Below are 22,191 nucleotides of genomic sequence, written 5' to 3'. Positions count from 1 at the left end.
TCAAGCTCCTTGCAGGGGTAGCAGACGTGGGTCATAGGGTTCGAGCCCGACCGATTCGGCGGGCGGTCCATAGCCGGCCATCCGCTGCACCGCTTCGCGATCGGATGGCGAAGCCCCGGGGAGGGTGCCGCACACCGCTGCCAGGACCTCGGCATAGGGCGATTCATGTTCGGATAGGGCGAGCCGCAGCAGTTCCAGGCTGGGTCGATATTGCAGCAGCAACTCCCGTCCGGCTGCCGGGTCGACGATCGCTGCGAATTCCAGTACCAGAGGAAGAAAGTCCGGCAGTTCTCCATGCGTGTTCGTCAGGTAGTCGCTGTTGCGGTAAATCTGCTTGAACGCCGCCAGCACGTTCCCGCGCCTTCTAGTGTCACCGTCGGTCCAGTACGACAGATATAGCGGATGGTGCTTGCTGAGATCGAAGGTGTCGACGTAGGAACGCTGCAACGCGGCGAGCTCCGTTCCCTCCAGATAGCGAAAGAATTCGGCGAGTTTGGGCGTATGTCGACCCTGTTCGGCGAGCGCGGCGCGCATGAGGTCGATGTGGCCGATGAGTTCGGCATCGGGGTAAGACAAACACCAGGAGGCTGCCTGGTTCAGAACCCGATAATCGCGCTTCATGGGGATACCGACGGGTTACCCGCCGAACCGTCGGTCAAATCGTCGACCGGCCCGCGGACTTTCAAATCTGCTGGCGAGGGCTGCGCTGCGCGTGGCTGATCCCTGCTGTCGGGAAAAAGACCCTCTGGGCTGCCATTTCCGTCCCAGTTGAGAAGGTTGACTCGGTTGCGCAGGCTGCGCTCCCCGCTGGGGGTATCCGAAGTCTGTCGGTCCTTGAGCGCATAGAAGTTTTCCACAGCGACTGGCGTTGGCCGCCCGCTGGCCTCACCGAATGGGGAATCCTCGTACATGCCCGGCCCGCCCTCGAAGTCGACGGAACATCCCATTTCCTCGAGATCATGTGCCTGTTCGACGTGGGCCTTCGGAATGACATAGCGTTCCTCGTATTTAGCGATGGCCATCAGCCGGTACATCTCGTACATGCTCTCCGGCGTCATCCCTACGGCTTCGGGGATGGACCGGTCGGGTTCCTCCCCCATGGTGATTCCGCGCATGTATGCGCGCATGGCTGCGAGTTTGCGCAAGACATCAGTGATCATGTCGGTGTCCCCGGCGGTGAAGAGCTCCGCGAGATATTCGACGGGGATACGCAGCGCGTCGATGGCGCCAAACAGGTTTCCGCGGTCTTCGCCATCGTGACCCTGTTCTGTGAGCAGGTCGACGATGGGTGAGAGCGGGGGAACGTACCAGACCATGGGCATCGTGCGGTACTCGGGGTGCAGGGGCAGGGCCACCTTGTAGACCTTGGCGAGTGCGTACACCGGCGAGCGTCTGGCCGCGTCCAGCCAGTCGGCGGGGATTCCCTGGGCGGTTGCTGCGGCCGCCACTGCGGGGTCGTTCGGGTCGAGGAGCACATCCATTTGCGCCTGGTACAGGTCTTTCACGTCGGTGACAGCAGCCGCGTCGGTGACCCGGTCGGCGTCGTAGAGAAACAAGCCCAGATAGCGCAGGCGCCCAACACAGGTTTCCGAACAGACCGTGGGCAGGCCAATTTCGACGCGTGGGTAGCAAAACGTGCACTTCTCGGCTTTGCCCGTCTTGTGGTTGAAGTAAATCTTCTTGTACGGGCATCCGGTGATGCACTGCCGCCAGCCGCGGCATTTGTCCTGGTCGACGAGCACGATGCCGTCTTCGACTCGTTTGTAGATTGCACCCGACGGACAGGACGCCATGCAGGAAGGATTGAGGCAGTGCTCGCAGATGCGGGGCAGATAGAACATGAAGGTCTGTTCGAAGGCGAATTTGATTTTGTCTTCGGATTCCTTGCGCACTTTTTCTACGATGGGATCGAGGTGTCCCATCTCGGGCGCGCCGCCGAGGTCGTCGTCCCAGTTCGCTGACCAGGTTATTTTGGTGTCTTTGCCGGTGATCAGGGATTTCGGACGGGCCACCGGAAAGTCATCGCCCAGCGGGGCATCGATAAGCGTCTTGTAGTCGTAGGTCCAGGGTTCGTAATAATCCTTCAGCTCCGGTTGGACTGGGCTCGCGAACAGACCGAAAAGTTTCCTGATCCGACCGCCGCTCCGCAGCACCAGCCGGCCTTTTTTGTTCAGCTGCCAGCCCCCGCGCCATTTCTCTTGATCTTCGTAGCGTCGCGGGTACCCTTGCCCGGGCCTGGTCTCGACGTTGTTGAACCAGACGTATTCCGTACCGGCGCGATTCGTCCAGGCCTGCTTGCAGGTGACCGAGCATGTGTGGCAGCCAATGCATTTGTCGAGATTCATCACCATGCCCATCTGGGCCATCACTCGCATCAGTACGTTACCTCCTGTGAGCGCCGGCGGATCGTCGAGACGATGTCCCGCTGGTTACCGGTCGGGCCCAGATAGTTGAACGCGTAGGACAGCTGCGCGTAGCCGCCGATGAGGTGCGTGGGTTTGACCAGCAGCCGGCTCACCGAATTATGGATGCCGCCACGTCTGCCGGTGGCCTCGGACTTGGGTACATCGATGGTGCGTTCCTGGGCGTGGTAAACGTACACGACACCCTGCGGCATCCGGTGGCTGACGATCGCCCTGCCCACCAGAACACCGTTCATACTCACGCATTCGACCCAGTCGTTATCAAGGACTTTGATGGAGTCGGCATCTTGGGGGCTCATCCATACGGTCGGCCCGCCGCGGGAGAGCGAGAGCATGAACAGGTTGTCCTGATACTCCGAGTGGATCGACCATTTGGAATGCGGCGTCAAATAGCGCACCGTCACCTCCGTGTCGCCGTTCGGACCTAACCTGGGTTCGCCGAACAGGCGTTGCATGTCGAGGGGCGGCCGGTAGATGGGTAGGGCTTCGCCCAGGTCCATCATCCAGTCATGGTCAAGGAAGAAGTGCATTCGGCCGGTCAGCGTGTGCCACGGTTTCAGCCTCTCCACGTTGATCGTGAACGGTGAGTAGCGGCGGCCTCCGGTTTCAGACCCCGACCATTCCGGCGACGTGATCACCGGTACCGGGGCGGCCTGGGTTTGTGCAAACGTGATCCGCTTCTCAGCGGACCCCTCTGCCAGGTCTGCCAGGCGCATTCCCGTTTGCTTCTCGAGCTCGCGGAATCCCTGCACGGCGAGCTCGCCGTTGGTCGTGCCGGAAAAGCTCAAAATTGCCTGCGCGAACTTTGCATCGGTGTCGATCGCTGGCCGCCCATGACCCGCACCACCCCGCATCACACCGTTACTTTGAGCCAGTCGCGGAATCTCATGTTCCATGCGGAACGTGACGTTCTTGACGGTGAAACCGTGTTGTTCCGCCAATGGCCCGACCGTGGCCAGCTTCTCGGCAATCTGGGTATAGTCCCGTTCGACGAGCTGGAAGATCGGCATGTTCTGGCCGGGCACCGCGGGGATATCCGTCTGGCGCCAGTCTCTGACCACCCCACCCGGCTGTGCGATCTCGCCGGGGGTGTCATGCTGCAGGGGCACGCTGACGAGGTCCCGCCGAGTGCCGAGATGCGTTTTGGCCTGCTTGGAGAATTCCTCGGCGAGCAGGTGGAACGTCTCGAAATCCGTTTTTGCTTCCCAGGGCGGATCGATGGCCGGGGTGAAGGCGTGCACAAACGGATGCATGTCGGTCGAGGAGAGATCATGTTTCTCGTACCAGGTTGCGGCGGGGAAGACGATGTCGGACAGGAGCGTCGTGGAGGTCATGCGAAAATCGGCCGAGACCAAGAAATCGAGTTTGCCCTCCGGTGCATCCTCATGCCACACGACGTCGCGAGGCCGTGCCGCATTCACGTGGTCCTGGCCCAGCACATTGTGGTGGGTACCCAGTAGATGTTTGAGAAAATATTCGTTACCTTTGGCCGAGGAACCGAACAGGTTTGAGCGCCAGAGCACCAGAGTTCGCGGCCAGTTCTCTGGGGCGTCGACATCGTCGATGGCACTTTTCAGGTGCCCGGATTTGAGAGCCGCGGCGACGTAGCTGGGGGCATCCGTCGCCTCCCCCCGCTCAATTGCCGCCTGTACCTCGTCGGCGAGGTCGAGTGGGTTGCGGTCGAATTGCGGGTAGAACGGCATCCACCCCAGCCGAGCCGACTGGGCGAGGGTGTCGGCGGTGTGCATGCCGTCAAAGTGCCCTTCCGCCAGCGGGGATTTCAAGGAGTCGGCCGAGTACCCGTCGGAGCGCCACTGGTCGGTGTGCATGTACCAGTAGCCGGTGCCGATCATGGTGCGCGGCGGCCGGCTCCAGTCCATGGCGTTGGCGAGCGAGATCCACCCCGTGATCGGTCGGGTCTTTTCCTGCCCCACATAGTGCGCCCAGCCGCCACCGTTGCGGCCCATGCATCCCGTCAGCATGAGCATCGACAATACCGCGCGGTAGGTGGCATCACCGTGGAACCACTGGCAGATCCCGGCCCCCATGATGATCATGGAGCGGCCCTTCGACTCTTCCGCATTGCGGGCGAATTCCCGGGCCACCCTTATGCACGCCGCTGCTGGAACGCTGGTGATTTCAGCCTGCCAGGCCGGGGTGTACGGCGTCGAAGCGTCGTCGTAGCCCGACGCCCAGTCCCCGGGAAGCCCCGGGCGGCCGACACCGTACTGGGCCAACATCAGGTCAAAAACCGTTGTTACGAGATGCCCAGCGACCCGGCAAACTGGAACGCCGCGGGTGAGAATCGAACCCTCGCCCGATGGCGCTTCAAAACATGGCATCCGGATGCTGGCGGCCTCGCCATTGGCAACCCCCAGCAGCGACAATGCCGGGTCAATCCCTTTTAGGTCGAGGTTCCATTTACCCTGTCCGGCTTCTCCGTAGCGAAAGCCGATTGAACCGTTGGGCACGACCGGCTCCCCCGTTGCCGCATCCAGCAGGACGGTCTTGAAGGCCGCGCCCTCGGCTGCGGCCTGATCCGGCAGGTCGGCGGCGGTCAAGAATTTAGTGGGCACCAGGCCGAGCCCATCTGAGTGCGGTTCAAGCCGAACGAGAAAGGGGAGGTCGGTATACCGGCGCACGTAGCCCGAGAAATACGGGATCGTGCGTTCGACAAAAAACTCCTTAAGAATGACGTGCCCCATGGCCATCGCCAATGCGGCGTCGGTGCCGGCCTGGGCCGGTAACCATTCGTCGGCGAATTTAGTGTTGTCCGCGTAGTCGGGACTGATGGCAATGACTTTGGTACCTCGGTAACGCACCTCCGTCATAAAGTGGGCATCCGGCGTGCGGGTAACAGGAACGTTTGAACCCCACATCATGAGGTACGTGGCGTCCCACCAGTCGCCTGATTCTGGAACATCCGTCTGGTCGCCAAAGACCTGCGGGCTCGCCACCGGCAGGTCGGCGTACCAGTCGTAGAACGACGTCATGACGCCACCGATGAGCTGAATGAACCGGTTTCCCACAGCATGAGAGACCATCGACATGGCCGGAATGGGCGAGAATCCGGAGCAGCGGTCGGGGCCGTAGGTCTTGATGGTGTGAACGTGCGCTGCGGCGGTGATCTCGACCGCTTCCGACCACGGGATGCGAATCAACCCACCTTTGCCGCGCGCCTGCTGGTATCGGCGACGACGTTCCGGGTCATTCACGACGTCCGCCCAGGCCAAGACCGGGTCGGTCAGGCGAGACTTTGCCTCGCGGTACATTTCGACGAGGACACCGCGCGCATAGGGATAGCGCACCCGCGTTGGCGAATAGGTGTACCAGCTGAATGCGGCACCGCGTGGGCATCCCCGCGGTTCGTATTCCGGGCTGTCGGGCCCCACGGAGGGGTAGTCCGTCTGCTGGGCCTCCCAGGTGATGATCCCGTCGCGCACGTAGACCTTCCAGGAGCACGACCCGGTGCAGTTCACCCCGTGGGTAGAGCGCACGACTTTGTCGTGGCTCCACCGGTCACGGTAGAAAACGTCTCCCTTACGGCCGCCCTCGCGGAAGACCGCGCGTCCGTCATCTGTGTGTTCCCAGCGGGTGAAGAAACGACCAAGGGCCAACATCGTGTCCGACGCTTTTCCGTCTAACCCGGCAGGTATAGGACCAGCTGCCATGCGGACAGCCTAGGTTGACCGTGCACAACGCGCTAGGGGAAATTCGTTATGTCTCTAATCGGTCCACCTTCGCGCGAAAGACAACGTATCGTCACCCGCTCGCTAGCCCTACGCGATGATGCGGATGTCCCGTGTGCTCGCGGACGTGCCACGAAATTAGACGGTGCGCGGTGCCTTCGCCAGGTTAGCCTCGAGCTCGGCAACGGTCTGACGGATGCCATAGGCGGGGCGGTCGCGCTCGGCGCGCCAGCTCTCCTCGAGCGGGCCGATGTTCACAGTGTCGAAGCCGAATTCGTCGTAGAGTTTCGTAACGAAGGCGGACGCATCCGCGAAGTCGGACGCCGTGGCCAGCGCTCGCCGCGCCGGGTCGCCAGCGGGGAACGAGTCGGCTGTGATGTCGGTGGCCGTGATGTGGTTGAAGCCCTTCGCTACGCGTGAGGTCGGCAAATGCTTCTGCAGCATACCCGTCACGGTCGTCTCGCCGTCGTCGAGGGCCGCGATGTGTCCGTCGCGTTCGAAGTAGTAGTTATTGGTGTCGATTACGATTTTGCCGGCGAGCTGCTCAACGGGCACGTCCGCATACGCTTTGAGCGGCACAGTCACAACCGCCACGTCGGCTGCCGCAGCGGCCTGCGCCGCGGTTCCGGCCGTCGCCTTCGGGCCGAGCTCAGCGACGAGGGCCGCAAGCGTCTCCGGTCCCCGCGAATTGCTGATTACGACGTCATAGCCATTCTCGATCGCCTTGCGGGCGACCTGGCTACCAATGTTTCCTGCACCGATGATTCCGATAGTTGTCATAGTGGCGACAACGAGGGCGGCGCCGAAAATGTTCCCGACTGCCACTCATGTTCGGCCTGCAGCGCCGTGTAAGACGTGGATTACGGTGTCGGTGGAACTCCTGACACCCGGCGATAGCGCTCGGGTTAGTTCTCGAGCAGGGTGTTGAGCACGTCCGGGCGGTTGGTGATCACGCCGTCAACGCCCAGCTCGATGGCCCGCACCATGTCTGCTTCCGAGTTGACCGTCCACACGAGCACGTCCATGCCGAGACGATGAACCTCGGCCACGTAGGCTGCGTCAATCGACGTGTGGTACGGGTTGACCTGATCTGCCCACGTGGCAAGTTCCGGCAATTGATCGATGGTCGGTGTGCCAAGGAGGCCCACCGGAACGGTCGGTTCGAGCGCGGTGAAGGTTTTCATGGAGTCGAAGTTGAACGACTGCACCACGAGCTTGTCCTGGCCAACGGCGGACTGCACGTAGCCGCGGGACTCACGAAGCGCGGCGGATATCTCGGCCTCGATTCCCGTGTACAGCTCGGGTGACTTGATTTCGAGCAACATGCCGGAGCGGCTCTTACGAATGACCTCGATCGCCTCGGCGAACGTCGGTAGCTTCTCGCCGGTGAACTGGGCGCCCTTCCACGAGCCGGCGTCGAGGGTTTGCATCTCTGCAGCGGTGAAGTCGCCCACATTCCATGGTGCCCGGTCGGGGAAGAGATCCTCCGCGTTCGTGGTGCGGGCCAAGTTCGTGTCGTGAATAACCACGAGTTCTCCGTCGGCGGAGCGTTGAACGTCGATCTCGATCAAGTCGGCGCCCTGGTCCGTTCCTGCACGGAAGGCGGCGAGGGTGTTCTCGGGGGTAGATTGACTCGCGCCGCGATGCGCTGCGTTGATCACGTCGTCGAATTCGCTCGCAAAGGCGCTGGGTGCCGCGCCGACGGAGAGGCCCGCGACCAGGGAAGCAGCAACGGCAGCACCAGCTAGGCGACGGCGCCGAAACGATACGGCGGGAACGGTGAGAGTGGGCGTGCTCATGAGATCTCCTTGCGTTGGAAGCGTTGAACGCTTTCAGGCTCGCGCGTGAAGATGTCGCCCCGGTGTCCTGCCGGTGGATCAAAGGTGGAGCGCAGCTGTCGGGCGAGGATCCGTCCTGAACTCGCTGCCGCCTAAACTAGAACAACTCACCGTCAGGTTTTTCAGGAAGCGTCACCATTCAATGGGACGCGACCCACGGAAAGGGACCATCCCATGATTTTTATCGTTGCCAAGTTCACTGTGAAACCAGAGTGGAGCGATCGTTGGCTGGACCTCACCCGGGATTTCACAGAGGCAACACGCCAGGAACCAGGCAACCTGTGGTTTGACTGGTCGCGCAGTGTTGATGATCCTCACCAGTTCGTCCTCGTCGAGGCATTCCACGATGACGCCGCGGGATCTCACGTGAACAGCACTCACTTCTCGGCGGCCATGAAGGCTATGCCTCAAGCACTCGTGAAGATTCCAGAGGTCATCAGCGAGAAGATCGATGCTGAAGGGTGGGGGCCATTGGGAGAAATGACGATGCCCGAGTAGCGACCTATTTCTTCACCCGCGCCGCAAAGAGGTGCACCCAGAGGCCAATGAGCTCAAAGCGCCGCGGCAAACGGGGTTTGTTGACCGCGAACGCCGCGACGCCACCGAACGAGACCGGCAACCGGTTATAGGAACAGGACTATGCGCGATCTCAATGCCCTCACGGTTCGCAGCATCTCGGTGTCCGAGATGAGCAATAACGTGTACGTACTCACCTCGAAATCCAGCGGCGCGCAGGTACTGATCGACGCCGCAGATGATGCACCCGCCATCTTCACCCTGCTCGAAGAGGCACAGAAAGACACGAGTGCCATCACCAGGCTGGCCCTCATAATCACCACACACTCGCACTGGGATCATGTGCGGGCACTTGGCGAGGTCAGGGAACTCACGAAGGCACCAACTGCGGCTGGGCTCGACGATATCGCGGACATTGCCGTGCCTACGGACATCGCGTTGCACCACGGGGACGTCAGGTCCATCGACGGCATTGAACTCGAAGTAATCCACCTGCGCGGACACACCCCCGGGTCAATTGCCGTGCTCTACCGCGATCCGTATGGTCCCGCCCATCTGTTCACGGGCGATTCGCTCTTTCCAGGCGGAGTTGGAAATACCAACGGTGATGCCGTTCGTTTCGCATCGTTGTACAACGACATCGTCACCCGAATCTTCGACTACCTTCCGGACGACACACTGGTGCACCCGGGCCATGGGGTAGGCACAACGCTTGGAGCCGAGCGGAGCAAACTCTCCGAGTGGAAACAACGCGGCTGGTGATGACGGCACCCGCCTAGGGCATCCGTTGGGTCACACCACCGTCGACCCATCGCAACCTCTAGTTCACGGCGGCAAAGGGATCGGCGATGCCCACATACCGGGTTTCCAGGTATTCCTCGATGCCCTCGAAGCCGCCCTCCCGGCCGAGCCCCGACTGTTTTACTCCACCAAAAGGAGCTGCCGGGTTCGAAACGATGCCCGTATTCACGCCGAGCATGCCCACCTCGAGCTCCTCGGACAGTCGCAAGGCACGGTTGAGATCGAGCGTGAAGACGTACCCAACGAGACCGAATTCGGTGTCGTTAGCGAGTGCGATCGCCTCCTCTTCGGTCGCGAAGGTGATGATCGGCGCGACGGGACCGAAGACCTCCTCGTGCATGATGCGGGCCGAGGCGGGAACATCTGTCAGTACGGTCGCCTCGTAAAAGTATCCCGCACCGTCGATGTACGCCCCGCCGAGGGCGAGGTGTGCGCCCGCTGTCTGTGCATCGGTCACGAGCTCGTGCACTTTGGCCCTGGTGGCCTCATCAACGAGAGGTCCGAGCAATGATCTGGGCTCGGTGCCGCGGCCAACGGTGTGGGTGCGCATCCGCTCCACCAAGCGTTTCGTAAATTCCTCCGCGATGGATTCGTGCACCAGCAGGCGGTTTGCCGCGGTGCAGGCCTCGCCGCCGTTGCGCAGCTTCGCGACCATGGCGCCGTCGATGGCGGCGTCTAGGTCTGCATCCTCAAAGACAATGAGCGGGGCGTTGCCGCCAAGCTCCATAGACACCCGAAGCACCTGATCCGCCGCACTTTTCAGAAGGTTGATGCCAACCGGGGTCGATCCAGTGAACGACAGTTTACGAAGCCGGGGGTCCGTGATCAGCGGTCCCGTTACCGCGCCCGCGCTCGTGGTCTGCACCACGTTAAGAACTCCGGCCGGCAGTCCGCATTGCTGCAGCACCTGGGCAAAGAGAAGCGCGCTGAGCGGGGTGAGCGCCGCGGGCTTCAGCACCATTGTGCAGCCTGCTGCGATGGCCGGGGCGATTTTGCGCGTGGCCATCGCGAGCGGAAAGTTCCACGGCGTGATGAACAGGCACGGCCCGACCGCGCGCCGGGTCACCATCAAGCGGCTTCGTCCGTCAGGCGCGACCGCAAACCGACCCGAGATGCGGGCGGTCTCCTCCGAGAACCAACGCAGGAATTCGGCGCCGTAGGCTACCTCGCCGTGAGCCTCGGCGAGCGGCTTGCCCATTTCGAGAGTCATTAGCAGGGCGAAGTCGTCGGCCCGCGCAGTCACTGCCTCGAATGCCGCCCGCAAGATTTCGGCGCGCACTCGCGGCGGAGTTTTCGCCCATTGCTTTTGGGCAGCGGATGCCGCCGCCAGCGCGGCCAGGCCGTCTTGCGGCGTCGCATCCGCTACCTGAATCAGAACGTTGCCGGTCGAGGGGTCACAGACGTCGAAGGTTCCTCCATCGCTTGCCGGTCGCCACTCACCCCCGATGAACAGGCCGGTGGGCAGGCTTGCGAGTAGTGCCAGTTCGTCGGCGCGCGCGACACCAGCGGGCTGCCGCGCTTCGGTCGTGCCGGCCTCGGGGGTGATAGTCACAGGGACTCCTTCAGAATACGCACCACGTCGTCGACGGTGGGCTGGATCGGATTGTTGACGGTCACGGCATCGGCGAGCGTGTCGGCGGCGAGCGACGCCAAGTCTTCCGCGGTGACCCCGAATTTCGAGAGCGGGCCGGTCATACCGACCCTCACGGCGAGCGCGGCGATGGCCTCGATGGCGCGCTGCGCGTTCTCGGCCTCCGGCAGGTCGGTGCGCCCGACGCCGAGCGCAAAAGCCACCCGGGCGATACGGGCCGCGCGCGCGGCTAGGTTGAACCGCAGCACACCCTCGATCACGATGCACAGCGCAAGCCCGTGCGGAATATTGAACTGTCCCCCGAGCGGATGCGCGATGCCGTGCACGAGGCCTAGGCCGGTGTGCGAGAAACCTACTCCAGCCAGGTGGCTTGCGAGCAGCAGTTCGGCCCGAGCCTCGATGTCCGCGCCGTTGTCGACCGCGCGAGGCAGAAACTCGGCGACGGTCGCGATGACCTGCAGGGCGATGCCGTCGCTATACGGGTTCGCTCGCACGGAGAGGTATGACTCGAGTGCGTGAGTGAGGGCGTCCATGCCGGTAGCCGCAGTCGCTCCGGCCGGCAGGCCGACGGTGAGATCGGGGTCGAGCACCGCCGCGCGGGCGAGCGCGCTGTCATGACCCACGTAGAACTTGCGGCGACTGATGACATCCGTGATCACGCCGAAGGCGTTCACCTCCGCCCCCGTTCCCGCAGTAGTGGGCACGGCCACGATCGGCAGCGCCGGGTGTTTGAAAGTGCTGCGATAGTCGAGGTCGACGCCGCGCTGCGGGTTCAGGGCACCGAGGGCGATACCCTTCGCAGCATCCATCGACGACCCGCCGCCGACGGCAACAATGCCATCCGCGCCGACCGATGCCGCGAGATCGCTGCCCTCGTCAACGCACGTGGTCGTGGGGTTCGGGGTAACCCCGCCGTAAATGGTCACAGCGAGCCCCGCGCCTTCGAGGGCCTCACGTACAGCGGCGACAACCAGGCTCGTGGCCAGGAACGGATCAGTCACCACCAACGCGTGTGTGACACCGCTCTGCGCGGTAATTCGGCCAACCTCAGTGACCGTGCCGCGACCGAAGTGCGCGACCGGTTTCGGGTCGAGCACGAGCGCCATCTCACTGAGCGGCCGGGGCAACGGAGCGAGCCCGGCTGCCGCCGTCTGTGCCGCTGCACGCGCAGTTTCGGCCGCACTCATGCGGAGGCCAATTCAGCGTTGACCGACGATGCGACGGCGGCGGCCGCAGCGGATGCCGCAACAGAAGCCGCGATGGACGCCGCAGCGGACACTTCGGCGGCTTCTTCGGCCGCGGCGACGGCTGCGATCACATCGGCGGGGCTGGTCGGAGTGGAATCGTTCAGGCGCAGGTTTATGCCGCTGAGATCTTCGTAGAGGCGCACCGGGCTCATCTCTCCGGCGCCGTCACCGTATTGGGCGCGGGCGCGGCGGTAGATTTGTTCCACCAGGCCGCTGAGTTCGGCGGGGACTCCCACCGAACGTGCCAGGTCGATGGACAGCCCAAGGTCTTTGCAGGCGAGGGCGATGGAGAAACCCTCGTCGTAGTCGCCCTCGCCCAGGATCGACAGCACGTCATGCTGCACGAAGTTGCTATTGGCGGGGCTCGCAATGAGCGAGGCCCGCAGAACGCCCAGGTCGACCCCCGCCTTCACTCCGATGCTCAGCACCTCTGCCGTGGCGACGAGATGTGAGAACCACAGCTGGTTGATCATGAGTTTCACGGCATAGCCGGTTCCGGCGGCACCGACGTGCAAAATTCGGTCAGGGTCTCCCATCGCCTCGAACATCGGCCGCAGCTCGTCGAAGTCATCGGAGGAGCCACCCACAAAGATTTGCAGCATGCCCGAGGCTGCGCCGACCGACATACCGCTGACTGGGGCGTCCAAGATGCGCAGCCCGCGGTCGGCGTGTTCGAATCGCACTCCGTTGGCCACGTCGGGAACGGAGGTGGACATGTCAACCCAGCAGCCGCCATCCGCTATTCCGGCGAGGATTCCGTTCTTGCCGTTGACAACGTTGTCGACGTGCCGCGGCGTGGGCAGCATAGTGATGACGACGTCAGTCTGCGCGGCGACCTCGGCCGGGGTGTCCGCCCAGACTGCGCCGTTAGCGAGGAGTGCAGCGGCCGATTCGCGACGGATATCGTTCACCACCAGCGCGTAACCGGCCTTCTGCAGGTTGCGGGTCATGCCGGAGCCCATGTTGCCGAGGCCAATAAAGCCGACTCGCGTCGACGGAGTAGCGGTCATAGCAGTTCTCTCAATTCAGTCTGTGGTGGTCGGTTTAGTCGGTGGGGAGGTTGGAAGCACCCAGATTGATCCAGGTGGTTTTGAGCGCGGTATAGGCGTCAAAAGCGTGAAGCGACCGGTCGCGGCCGCTGCCCGAGTTCTTGAATCCGCCGAAGGGGGTGATGATGTCGGAGGCGTCAAACGTGTTGACCCACACTGTGCCGGCGCGCAGTTCGCGGGCGGCGGCGTGGGCGGTCGTGATGTTGCTGCTCCAGACGCTCGCGGCGAGACCGTAAGGGCTGTCGTTGGCCACGTGCACGGCCTCGGCCGCTCCGCGCACGGTGGTTACGGCCAGGGCCGGACCGAAAATCTCTTCCTGGCCGATTCGCCCGGTATTGTCGACGCCATCGAAAACCGTGGGCTCGACGTAATAGCCGTCGCCGAGCCCGTCGGGCCGCACCCGGCCACCGCCGTGCACGACTACGCCCTCGGCGCGCGCGATATCGGTGTACCCAAGCACCCGGTCGAGCTGCTTCTCGCTCGCGATCGTGCCGATCTGAGTGGCCTCGTCGAGCGGATCCCCGAGCACGAGCGAGCGCCCCACAGCGAGCACCCGGTCGACGAGTTCGTCGTGCACCCGCTCGTCGACGATGAGGCGGCTGCCGCCGTGGCAGGTCTGCCCGGCATTGTAGAAGATCCCCCAGGCCACTGATTCTGCGCAGGCGGCGAGGTCTTCGGTATCGGCGAGCACGACCTGCGCGGATTTTCCGCCAAGTTCGAGGGCGACCTGTTTGCCATTGGACTCGCCCGAGTACGTGAGAAAGCCCCGCCCGACGGCGGGTGAACCGGTGAAGGTGATCTTGTCTACGAGCGGATGCCGCCCGAGCGCCTGCCCGGCCACGGGCCCAAGCCCGGGAACCACATTGAAGACACCCGCGGGAATTCCGGCTTCGGCCGCCAACTCAGCAAGCTTCAAGGCCGACAGGCTCGTGAGTTCGGCCGGTTTCAGCACAACGGAGTTGCCCGCCGCGAGCGCTGGCGCCATCTTCCACGCGCTGATGATGAGCGGGTAGTTCCACGGCACCACTGCGCCGACTACGCCGAGTGGCTCGCGAGTGATGAGAGCGAGGGCCGATTGGGGCGTGGGCGCCACTTCGTCGTAAATCTTGTCGATCGCCTCCGCGTACCAGCGCACCGTTCGAGCAGCCTGCGGCACGTCGACCCGACGGGCATCACCGATCGGATGCCCAGAGTCGATCGATTCCAATAGGGCAAGTTCATCGAGGTTCTCGAGCATGAGGTCGCTCAGCCGAGTGAGCACCCGAGCACGTTCCCGACGGTCGGCGCGGGACCAGAGCCCGTGCTCGAAAGCGCGGGCCGCGGCGCGAACGGCGTCGTCGACATCCGTTTCTCCGGCAGAGCTGACCGTGCAGAGTAGACGCCCGTCACGCGGCGAGAAGCTGTCGAAGGTGCCGCCGTCACGGGCCGGCCGAAAGTCGCCGTTGATGAAAAGCCGGGTTTCGGGGGTGAGCGTGTCGGCCCGACCTATCCAGTCGGGTGTCTCGATCACAGTGCTCATACGGTGTACCTCTTCACTGCGGTCCAGTCGATCTGCGCGCCGAGCCCGGGCAGGGACGGGACAACCAGTTCGCCGGATGGGTTGATGTCGAGCGGGGTGAGAAAGAAGTCACGGCGTTCCGGCGTCCAGCCGGGCGGATCGTAGGGAAACTCGAGATACGGCCCGGCATCGACCCCAGCGGCGACGTGCAGATTGGCGAGCAGGCCGAGCCCGTTGCTCCAGGTATGTGGGGTGAACAGCCGGTGCCGCAGGTTTGCGGATTCAGCGACCTGGCGTGCGCGGTACATGCCGACCGAGAGCGCGACGTCGGGCTGGTAGATGTCGTAGGCATCCGCTTCGATGAGAGCGCTCATTTCGCCCATGCTGCGCACCATTTCGCCCGCGGCGATTTGTATACCGGTCTCCGAGCGGATGCGTTGGGCGCCGACAACATCGGCCTGCGGCAGCGGTTCCTCAAGCCAAAGAACACCGAGCTCCTGCAGCTCCGCAGCGACGCGGCGTACCCGGGCCAACGGGAGGGCGGCCTCGATGTCCCCGCTCATGCGCCACATCTGGTTGAGGTCGACCATGATGTCGAAGTCGGCGCCGACCGCCTCACGGGTGGCGCGCACAGCCGCGATGCCCTGCTCGATCTGGTCGCGGGCGATGCGGATCTTCATGGCCTTAAAGCCGCGTTCCCGAGCCGCGAGCGCCGACTCGGCCCGAATGGCGGCCGGCTTCAGCTCGCCGCAGGAGGCGTAGGCGGTGAGGCGGTCGCGCGCGCCGCCGAAGAGCACGCTGACCGGCAGACGGGCGACCTGCCCGATAATGTCCCAGAGCGCCGCTTCCAGCGGCCAGTACCGGCCGCCGTGAAAATTGATCGTCTCGATGCGGCGCACCTGGTTGAGGATCTGCAGCGGATCGGTTCCGATGAAGAGGTCTTCGAAGGCTTCGAAACCGTCCATCGTGTCGCCGGAACCAACCCCGACGAGGCCGGCATCCGTTTCGACGCGCACCAGGGTGGCTGGAAAGTTGCGGCGGGGAACGGGGTCCCAAGCCGCCGAAAACGGTGGGTCGAGGGTCAGGTTCAAGCGGATGAGACGGATCGCCGTGATCTTCATGCGGACGCTCCGGATGGGACCAGGTTCGAGGCGGTCGACGAGGTGCCTGCCGGGGTGAAGAACGGGTTGGACGGGCTGTCGCGGGCCGCGATCACGGCGTCGGTGCTCGGCAGTGACGCCGCCCCGTTGACGAGGGCGGTGTGTACAGACAAGCGGTTGTGGGCGTAGACCGCTTCGGCGTCATCGGCTCCTGGATTGACCCAGACAGCGGCGATGATGACGTGACTATCGGCCTGTTCCCGCGAGATGGTGCCGTCAGCTAGCGCTTCGGCGACTCCGGCCGCGATGCCGGCCTGTGCCGGGCCCCAGATCAAGAGGCCGTGGGCGTCCGTTGCTGGGGCGGCCTTGGTCACGAAGAGGGTGAGCGGTTTGACCGGAAGCGAGGGGCGCAGCACGGTGACGAAGGGCACGTGCCCCGCGCTCGGGGTCGCGAGGGCGGTCGCCCAGGCGATTCCCGCCGGACCGTCACGGTGCCCAAAAACGGTGTTGACGTGGGCGGCGTTCACACCGTCACCGATGAAGCTCTCGCCGATTTGTAAAGCCTGCGTCATCAGATCAGCCCCTGTTCGGTCAGCCAGTCGTTGGCGATGTCTTCGGGGTCCTCGCCGTCAACGTCGGCCAGCGCGTTGAGTTTCTGCATCTCTTCGGTGGTGAGCTTGTCGCTCATCAGGGCAATGACCGGGGCGATGCCGGGATACTCGTCGAGGGTGCTCTGCTTGAGTGTGAATGCCCCCTGGTAGACCGGGAAGAACTCGAGGTCGTCTTCGAGCACGACCAGGTCGAGCGCGGTGATGCGGCCGTCAGTCTGGAATACCTCGCCGAAGTTACAGTCGTCGCCCTTTTCGGTGGCGGTGTAGATGACGCCGGTGTCGAGCAAGGCCACGTTGGAATCGGGCACATCGAGTCCGTAGGCGGTCTTGAGACCGGGCCAGCCGTCATCGCGGGTGGAGAATTCGCTTTCGATGCAGAAGGTCTGCTCATCCGCGGGCAGGTCGGCGATGTCGCTGAGCGTCTTGACCCCAAGTTCGTCGGCCTTGTCGGCGCGAATGGCGAAAGCGTACGTGTTGTTAAGCGGTGCCGGGTCGAGCCACGCGATGCCGTTGGCCGCGTCGGCCTCCTTGGTGGCGTCGAACTGGGCTTCCTCGCCCTTCACCGGGGTGGTGTTGTTGTTATAGGTGATCCACGAGGTGCCGGTGTATTCCCAATACCCCATGAAGTCGTCGCTTTCGAGGGCGGCGCGAACGTTGGCAGAGCCGACGACCTGCGTGTTGGCATCCGTGTCGGCGCCGTGGGCGTTGAGCAGCGCACTTGTGAGGTGGGCGAGGATGTACTGCTCCGAGAAGTCCTTGGCTCCCACGGAACCGGTGAGTCCGGCGACTTCGTCACCTTGTCCGCCGGCGTCGGCCGCACCTCCAGCGGAACAGCCGGTGAGCGCGAGGGCGCCGACTGCTGTGAGGGCCAGGATCGACAGGACGGTGGGTTTCTTCATGGTGACTCCTCTTGTGGGGTGCGTGGGGATGCGGGATGAGATCGTGGATGCGTGTGGTGACTGTGAAAAGGAAATTCGAGAATTTAGGTGCCGCGAGGGCGCAGCACGTCTTCGGCGGTGGCCGCGACCCAGTCGATGAGCAGAGCGATACAAGCCACGAGCACCGCGCCGGTCACGAGCACGGGGTAACGCTGCAGCTTGAGGCCGTTGACGATCATGTCGCCCAGTCCGCCGGCGTTGATGAAGGTGGCGATTGTTGCCACCCCCACGCAGAAGACCAGCGAGGTGCGCAGCCCGGCCAGGATCACCGGTACGGCGAGGGGCAGTTCGATGCGAAGGAGCACCTGGTTTTGGGTCATGCCCATGCCGAACGCTGATTCGCGCACGTTTTCATCTACCTGCTGCAGGCCGATCATCGTGTTGCGCAGAACGGGCAGGAAAGAGTAGATGACGAGCCCGACCAGGGCGGTCAAGTAGCCGGTCTGCCAGAGGATGGCCAGCAGAATGATGACGCCGACCGCCGGCGTAGCCTGGCCCACATTGGCGATGCCAAGCACGATCGCCTTGAGCACTCGGGACCGGGTGCGGCTGAGCACAATGCCCGTCGGAATAGCGAGCACGGCCACGAGCGCCGACGCGACCACCGTGAGCCCGAGGTGTTCACGAACGCGGGCGATGATGTAATCCGTGTTGAGGGTACGGGACTCGATCGAGTCGAGCGTCATGCTCGAGAGCGCAACAAAGAGAGCAACAAGAACGAGCAGCACCACGGCGGGGGTCACAAACCGTTTGATCGACCAGATTTCGTCGCTGCGCCGGGCGACGCGGCTCCGCACTACCGGGGTCGCAGTGGTGGCGCTCGGGAAGACCATGGTCACGCCTCCGCAGTGGGGGTGAGAATGGGCACCTCGGCGCCGAGCACGGCGGAGATCTGATCAACGCTGATCGACCCGACGGCCTTGTTCAGCTCGTCGACAACGGCCAACGCCGGAAGTCCCGTCAGCACAAGCGAGTCAAGTGCATCCCGCAGGGAGTCGGTAGTGCGAACCGTCGTCCCTCTCGCAACCGCAGCGCTTGCGGGGCCGAGTTGAGCCGTGGTCACGGGAATGAGTACGAGACGTTTGATCGCTGTGCCCAAACCGATAAAGGACGAGACGTACTCGTTAGCGGGGCTTGCGAGAATGTTCGCAGGGGTGTCGAACTGCTCGATCTGGCTGCGATTGCTGAGCACGGCGATGCGGTCGCCGAGACGCACGGCCTCGTCGAAGTCATGGGTGACGAAGATGATCGTCTTGCCGATCGAGGCCTGCAGCCGCAGAAACTCGGCCTGAAGCTTTTCGCGGGTGATCGGGTCCGTGGCGCCGAAGGGTTCGTCCATGAGCATCACGGGCGGGTCGGCAGCCAGAGCGCGTGCCACGCCCACACGCTGCTGCTGTCCGCCGGAAAGTTGCTTGGGGTAGCGGTGCGCGAAGTCGCCAGGTTCGAGGCCAACCGTGGTGAGCAGTTCGTGCACCCGGTCGGAGGTCTTCTCTTTGCTCCAGTTCAAGAGTTTGGGCACGACGCCGATGTTCTCGGCAATGGTCATGTGCGGAAACAGCCCAATCTGCTGGATGACGTAGCCGATGTGGCGACGCAGTTCACTCGGATCGAGCGAGAGTACGTCGCGCCCGTCAATCGAGATCGAGCCGCTCGTGGGTTCGATGATGCGGTTGATCATCTTCATGGTGGTCGTTTTGCCGCATCCGCTCGGCCCGACAAACATGATCAGTTCGCCGGGCTGCACGGTCATCGAAAAGTTCTTCACCGCAGCGACCGGCTGGTTGGGATACTGCTTGGTGACACTGTCGAGCTCGATGAGCGCACCACTGGTCTTGCCGGCAATCTGCAGTAGCGCGGTGTTGAGTTGTTTAGGCACGGAGTCCCCTTGAGGTGGTTGAACGGGTGATGCCCACGAAGGCGGCGTCGACGACGAGAGCGAGAAGCACGACACCGAGCGTTCCAGTGAGGGCAAAGTTAAGGGCGTTTTTAGACCCAAGGGAGCTGAGGCCCTGAAAGATGAACTGGCCGAGGCCAGGGCCGGCGACGTAGGCTGCGATGGCCGCGACGCCGATCGTGAGCTGGGCGGCCACGCGCACCCCGGTCAGGATGATCGGCCAAGCCATCGGAAGCTGCACGCGAAACAGCACCGTCAGCGGCGTCATGCCCATGCCGAGGGCGGATTCCATGATTGCTGGAGAAACCTCGCGAAGGCCCACGACGGTGTTGCGTACGATCGGCAGCAGCGAGTACATCACGAGGGCGATCACGGTCGGCGTCCAGCCCAGGCCGACTGCGGGAATCAGCAGTGCGAGCAGCGCGAGGGACGGGATGGTGAGTGCCACGCCCGCAGTGGCGATGACGGCGGACCGGGGAAGGGGCTTGTCCCACACCAACATTCCTACTCCGACACCGATCGCCATTGCGATCACGAGCGCGACGGCTACAACGGTGAGGTGCTCGCCGAGTAGTTCCAGGATGTCGTCCCACCGGCGGGCCCAGAACGTCAGTAGTCCGTTCAGGTCTAGGGTCACGGGCGCGCCCTCCTTCACTCAACTCTGTGTGAACCGCAATTCAAATGAATCAGCGGTGGAATACAGCGAGACTACGAGGTCGTGGCCTTTTGCACAACCATAGTTGTGCAAATGGCAACCCTGAACTATTCTGCAATCATGATGACCGCGTTCAATGGCTCGGAAACCGAAGCGGCCAAAGCAGCGCCACGGCGAAATTCCGCTGGCCTACGTCGGGATCTGGAGCTTCTAGAGATACTCGGATCGCCCGAAGCCGAGTCTGCCGGTGGGCTCGGCGTGCTCCGTGTGGCCCAATTAGCCGGCCGCGATAAGGGCCTGGTGTCGCGCACCCTGGCGACACTTGCCGAGGTCGGTTTAGTCTCCCGCGACGACGCCACGCAAAATTATCGACTGGGGTACCAGCTCTATGCCCTCGCAGCGCGCACGCTGGAATCACGTTTGGTACGAGCTTCCGTGCCCTACCTTCGACGAGTCGTCACGGCCACTCACGAGACCACACACCTCTGCGTCTTGCGCGGGGGAAGCGTGTTGACGCTCGCAAGCGAATTGAGTGAGTATGCCTTTCGCGGGCTCGGTTGGGAGGGGGTTAGCACCGCCGCCTGGCGCACGTCCTCAGGGCGTGTACTTGTCAGCGACTGGGCCGAGGACGATCTTCGGCGCTGGTACGAGGCCCACGGTCATGACGAGCCAGTCGTGGGTCCAGTCACTCCCCTTCTCATGCGAAGTGACATGGCCCACGCGAACTCGCGCGAGTCACAGGGAGTACCCCTCGTCACCGACTTTGAGAGCCTGCTGAGCGAAGTAGCGCATATTCGTCAGCGTGGCTACGCCACCGTTGACGAGGAATTCGAGAAGGGCGTCGTGGGCGTCTCCGCTCCGGTTTTCGATTTTCGACGCAACATCATTGCAGCCATCAACGTCAGCGCGCCCAAAACCCGACTGGGAACCCACCTTAACGAAGCTGGCATGCTGGCGGCCCGCGTCGCTGGGGAGCTCTCGGTTCAACTCGGGGCGCCCGAGCAGACCTAGACAGGGGGCGGGTCAGAGTGAGACATCAGAGCGCCCAAACCATTGCGCCAGCTTTGCGACGCAACGATCCTTATCGGTCGGCAAGGTTAGGAACGAAAGCGTCCCGTCGCCGGTCTGCCAGGGGCTGTTTCGCTCAGCCATTGGCAGGTCAACACTGGTAGCCGGGTAGGCCAGAGCTGCGATCGGTGCTTCGAACGTTGACGAGTAGGCATGCAGCTGGTAGAGATCCTCACGGTCGACGCCACGCATGCCGCCGAGCCTCTTGTACTTTGCATCCAGTAGCGCCGTGATCGGGTCCTCCCCCACCAAGACATCCGGATATAGCCTGCCCAATGTGCGACGGGGATCGACTGTGGAGCGTGCGAGGTGCCCCGAAACTTGCTCGTTTGTTCCGTGCCTCACGGGCTCTTTGGCGGCTAGACCAGCACAGTGCAACACAAACAGCTCCCATAGTTCGGCGACGTCGATCAGCACGCCGTGGGTTGACTCGTCGTCGGCAGCGACACCCAGCGGATCCTCGTTCAGGATGCGCCACGACAGCTCAGCTGCCCGCCGCCATTTGACAGTGATCGGGGTGTAGCGGGCGGTCCGGATCTCGTGCAGGGTCGGCGTCTTTGGCCGAGCTCCGGTGGCGGTGCGCAGCACGGCCACCTGTTCGTGGAGCCGGGATCCACGCCAGCGGTCTCCGGCCAGTCGCTGGTCGAAGTATCGATCCGCCAGGACCACCGCGCTGGCCGGCGCGTTGTCGTAGCTGCGCACCACCCGGGTCGAGACCAAATCGCGGTGCCCTGCTGCCCGCCGACGCGTGGTGGCCGCCACATCGAGGCGTCCATGAACGGACAGGCCGTGCGAGCTGACTTTTACCCGTGACTTTGGCAGGGCGTGCTGGCCCGCCGTCAGCACAGAAGCCCGCCACAGGGCGGCCAAGAGTTGCGTGACCGCACTGCTCGCGTCATTAGAGTGTGTGGCGGTGCGTGGGAGCACCTGAACGTTGAGGATCGTGCTGATCCAGCCGGTAATGGTTTCGATGCCCAGGCGAGGCCTGATCTCCAAGGTCCTGCCCTTGTGGCGAATCTCGCCGATGTAACGGTTGGCGCGCCATCCGTCAATGTCACGGCTCAGGATCGGCTCGATCGTCGGCTCGTGGTCAGCCTCCAGCTGTGCGTTCAAGACGAACGGCTCGGGTGAAAGCCCGGCGATCTCGGCCAGCCAGAGCTGTTCCTCAGCAGTGGGACGGCGATCCCAGTACGCCTCCGAGGTCAAGTCGTGGATCACCAACCGATCCGCAGGGGCTTCTCCTGCCTCGGTGCTGCCCTTCTTGTCGGCCATG

19 protein-coding genes are annotated in these 22,191 nt (G+C 63.4%); 3 read left to right on the top strand and 16 right to left on the bottom strand.

Going from position 1 to position 22,191, the window contains the following annotated elements:
- The 5 genes from narJ to CXY70_RS01475 form a co-directional block, all read right to left on the bottom strand.
- On the bottom strand, window positions 1–621 hold the full coding sequence (gene narJ / locus CXY70_RS01495) for a nitrate reductase molybdenum cofactor assembly chaperone (protein WP_104190629.1): 621 nt from the start codon (window positions 619–621) through the stop codon (window positions 1–3).
- Window positions 618–2,375 (bottom strand): nitrate reductase subunit beta, encoded by a 1,758-nt coding sequence (gene narH / locus CXY70_RS01490; RefSeq protein WP_104190628.1) that lies wholly within the window; start codon window positions 2,373–2,375, stop codon window positions 618–620. The genes narJ and narH overlap by 4 nt, the downstream gene beginning before the upstream one ends.
- Window positions 2,375–6,094 carry a nitrate reductase subunit alpha gene (locus CXY70_RS01485; RefSeq protein WP_104190627.1) on the bottom strand — a complete coding sequence of 1,240 codons (3,720 nt, stop codon included), beginning with the start codon at window positions 6,092–6,094 and terminating at the stop codon, window positions 2,375–2,377. The genes narH and CXY70_RS01485 overlap by 1 nt, the downstream gene beginning before the upstream one ends.
- 156 nt (window positions 6,095–6,250) lie before the next feature.
- Window positions 6,251–6,892 (bottom strand): NADPH-dependent F420 reductase, encoded by a 642-nt coding sequence (locus CXY70_RS01480; RefSeq protein ID WP_104190643.1) that lies wholly within the window; start codon window positions 6,890–6,892, stop codon window positions 6,251–6,253.
- A gap of 125 nt (window positions 6,893–7,017) precedes the next feature.
- On the bottom strand, window positions 7,018–7,911 hold the full coding sequence (locus CXY70_RS01475; protein ID WP_104190626.1) for a glycerophosphodiester phosphodiesterase family protein: 894 nt from the start codon (window positions 7,909–7,911) through the stop codon (window positions 7,018–7,020).
- A gap of 213 nt (window positions 7,912–8,124) precedes the next feature.
- Here CXY70_RS01475 and CXY70_RS01470 point away from each other — a divergent pair, with 213 nt between their 5' ends.
- A complete protein-coding gene (locus tag CXY70_RS01470) occupies window positions 8,125–8,448 on the top strand; it encodes a putative quinol monooxygenase (RefSeq protein WP_104190625.1) in 324 nt (107 codons plus the stop codon).
- 141 nt (window positions 8,449–8,589) lie between these two features.
- Window positions 8,590–9,228 (top strand): MBL fold metallo-hydrolase, encoded by a 639-nt coding sequence (locus CXY70_RS01465; RefSeq protein WP_104190624.1) that lies wholly within the window; start codon window positions 8,590–8,592, stop codon window positions 9,226–9,228.
- A gap of 58 nt (window positions 9,229–9,286) precedes the next feature.
- Here CXY70_RS01465 and CXY70_RS01460 read toward each other — a convergent pair whose 3' ends face one another.
- The 10 genes from CXY70_RS01460 to CXY70_RS01415 form a co-directional block, all read right to left on the bottom strand.
- Window positions 9,287–10,813 (bottom strand): NAD-dependent succinate-semialdehyde dehydrogenase, encoded by a 1,527-nt coding sequence (locus CXY70_RS01460; protein ID WP_199183335.1) that lies wholly within the window; start codon window positions 10,811–10,813, stop codon window positions 9,287–9,289.
- Between the two features lie 2 nt (window positions 10,814–10,815).
- Complete coding sequence (locus CXY70_RS01455; protein WP_233205669.1) at window positions 10,816–12,045, bottom strand: iron-containing alcohol dehydrogenase family protein; 1,230 nt, start codon at window positions 12,043–12,045, stop codon at window positions 10,816–10,818.
- The gene (locus tag CXY70_RS01450; protein ID WP_104190623.1) at window positions 12,042–13,115 is read right to left on the bottom strand and encodes an NAD(P)-dependent oxidoreductase; all 1,074 of its coding nucleotides are present in this window, start codon (window positions 13,113–13,115) and stop codon (window positions 12,042–12,044) included. The genes CXY70_RS01455 and CXY70_RS01450 overlap by 4 nt, the downstream gene beginning before the upstream one ends.
- Window positions 13,116–13,149: 34 nt before the next feature.
- Entirely contained in the window at window positions 13,150–14,673 is a 1,524-nt protein-coding gene (locus CXY70_RS01445; RefSeq protein ID WP_104190622.1) for an aldehyde dehydrogenase, read from the bottom strand.
- A complete protein-coding gene (locus CXY70_RS01440) occupies window positions 14,670–15,773 on the bottom strand; it encodes a mandelate racemase/muconate lactonizing enzyme family protein (protein ID WP_104190621.1) in 1,104 nt (367 codons plus the stop codon). Before CXY70_RS01440 ends, CXY70_RS01445 begins: the two co-directional genes overlap by 4 nt.
- Complete coding sequence (fae, locus tag CXY70_RS01435; RefSeq protein WP_104190620.1) at window positions 15,770–16,324, bottom strand: formaldehyde-activating enzyme; 555 nt, start codon at window positions 16,322–16,324, stop codon at window positions 15,770–15,772. The genes CXY70_RS01440 and fae overlap by 4 nt, the downstream gene beginning before the upstream one ends.
- Window positions 16,324–17,262 carry a glycine betaine ABC transporter substrate-binding protein gene (locus CXY70_RS01430; RefSeq protein ID WP_104190619.1) on the bottom strand — a complete coding sequence of 313 codons (939 nt, stop codon included), beginning with the start codon at window positions 17,260–17,262 and terminating at the stop codon, window positions 16,324–16,326. Before CXY70_RS01430 ends, fae begins: the two co-directional genes overlap by 1 nt.
- An 83-nt stretch (window positions 17,263–17,345) precedes the next feature.
- Window positions 17,346–18,134 carry an ABC transporter permease gene (locus CXY70_RS01425; RefSeq protein ID WP_104190618.1) on the bottom strand — a complete coding sequence of 263 codons (789 nt, stop codon included), beginning with the start codon at window positions 18,132–18,134 and terminating at the stop codon, window positions 17,346–17,348.
- 2 nt (window positions 18,135–18,136) lie between these two features.
- Window positions 18,137–19,177, bottom strand: coding sequence for an ABC transporter ATP-binding protein (locus CXY70_RS01420; RefSeq protein WP_199183334.1), 1,041 nt, complete (start codon window positions 19,175–19,177; stop codon window positions 18,137–18,139).
- Complete coding sequence (locus CXY70_RS01415; RefSeq protein WP_369851367.1) at window positions 19,170–19,808, bottom strand: ABC transporter permease; 639 nt, start codon at window positions 19,806–19,808, stop codon at window positions 19,170–19,172. Before CXY70_RS01415 ends, CXY70_RS01420 begins: the two co-directional genes overlap by 8 nt.
- Window positions 19,809–19,943: 135 nt before the next feature.
- Here CXY70_RS01415 and CXY70_RS01410 point away from each other — a divergent pair, with 135 nt between their 5' ends.
- Complete coding sequence (locus CXY70_RS01410; RefSeq protein ID WP_233205667.1) at window positions 19,944–20,861, top strand: IclR family transcriptional regulator; 918 nt, start codon at window positions 19,944–19,946, stop codon at window positions 20,859–20,861.
- 12 nt (window positions 20,862–20,873) lie between these two features.
- On the opposite strand, the gene CXY70_RS01405 is transcribed toward CXY70_RS01410, so the two are convergent.
- Window positions 20,874–22,190: a hypothetical protein gene (locus CXY70_RS01405; RefSeq protein ID WP_104190617.1), complete on the bottom strand. Its 1,317-nt coding sequence runs from the start codon at window positions 22,188–22,190 to the stop codon at window positions 20,874–20,876.
- Window position 22,191: the final 1 nt, after the last annotated feature.

It is taken from the genome of Cryobacterium sp. Y82 (genome assembly GCF_002929495.1).
GTDB classification, from domain to species: Bacteria; Actinomycetota; Actinomycetes; order Actinomycetales; family Microbacteriaceae; genus Cryobacterium; species Cryobacterium serini.
This window is presented reverse-complemented; position numbering and strand designations above follow the sequence as displayed.

Excerpts from the sequence above, each read along its gene's own strand:
- narJ (WP_104190629.1), bottom strand. The coding sequence starts at position 621 with ATGAAGCGCGATTATCGGGTTCTGAACCAGGCAGCCTCCTGGTGTTTG.
- narH (WP_104190628.1), bottom strand. The coding sequence starts at position 2,375 with ATGCGAGTGATGGCCCAGATGGGCATGGTGATGAATCTCGACAAATGC.
- CXY70_RS01485 (WP_104190627.1), bottom strand. The coding sequence starts at position 6,094 with ATGGCAGCTGGTCCTATACCTGCCGGGTTAGACGGAAAAGCGTCGGAC.
- CXY70_RS01480 (WP_104190643.1), bottom strand. The coding sequence starts at position 6,892 with ATGACAACTATCGGAATCATCGGTGCAGGAAACATTGGTAGCCAGGTC.
- CXY70_RS01475 (WP_104190626.1), bottom strand. The coding sequence starts at position 7,911 with ATGAGCACGCCCACTCTCACCGTTCCCGCCGTATCGTTTCGGCGCCGT.
- CXY70_RS01470 (WP_104190625.1), top strand. The coding sequence starts at position 8,125 with ATGATTTTTATCGTTGCCAAGTTCACTGTGAAACCAGAGTGGAGCGAT.
- CXY70_RS01465 (WP_104190624.1), top strand. The coding sequence starts at position 8,590 with ATGCGCGATCTCAATGCCCTCACGGTTCGCAGCATCTCGGTGTCCGAG.
- CXY70_RS01455 (WP_233205669.1), bottom strand. The coding sequence starts at position 12,045 with ATGAGTGCGGCCGAAACTGCGCGTGCAGCGGCACAGACGGCGGCAGCC.
- CXY70_RS01450 (WP_104190623.1), bottom strand. The coding sequence starts at position 13,115 with ATGACCGCTACTCCGTCGACGCGAGTCGGCTTTATTGGCCTCGGCAAC.
- CXY70_RS01445 (WP_104190622.1), bottom strand. The coding sequence starts at position 14,673 with ATGAGCACTGTGATCGAGACACCCGACTGGATAGGTCGGGCCGACACG.
- CXY70_RS01440 (WP_104190621.1), bottom strand. The coding sequence starts at position 15,773 with ATGAAGATCACGGCGATCCGTCTCATCCGCTTGAACCTGACCCTCGAC.
- fae (WP_104190620.1), bottom strand. The coding sequence starts at position 16,324 with ATGACGCAGGCTTTACAAATCGGCGAGAGCTTCATCGGTGACGGTGTG.
- CXY70_RS01430 (WP_104190619.1), bottom strand. The coding sequence starts at position 17,262 with ATGAAGAAACCCACCGTCCTGTCGATCCTGGCCCTCACAGCAGTCGGC.
- CXY70_RS01425 (WP_104190618.1), bottom strand. The coding sequence starts at position 18,134 with ATGGTCTTCCCGAGCGCCACCACTGCGACCCCGGTAGTGCGGAGCCGC.
- CXY70_RS01410 (WP_233205667.1), top strand. The coding sequence starts at position 19,944 with ATGGCAACCCTGAACTATTCTGCAATCATGATGACCGCGTTCAATGGC.
- CXY70_RS01405 (WP_104190617.1), bottom strand. The coding sequence starts at position 22,190 with ATGGCCGACAAGAAGGGCAGCACCGAGGCAGGAGAAGCCCCTGCGGAT.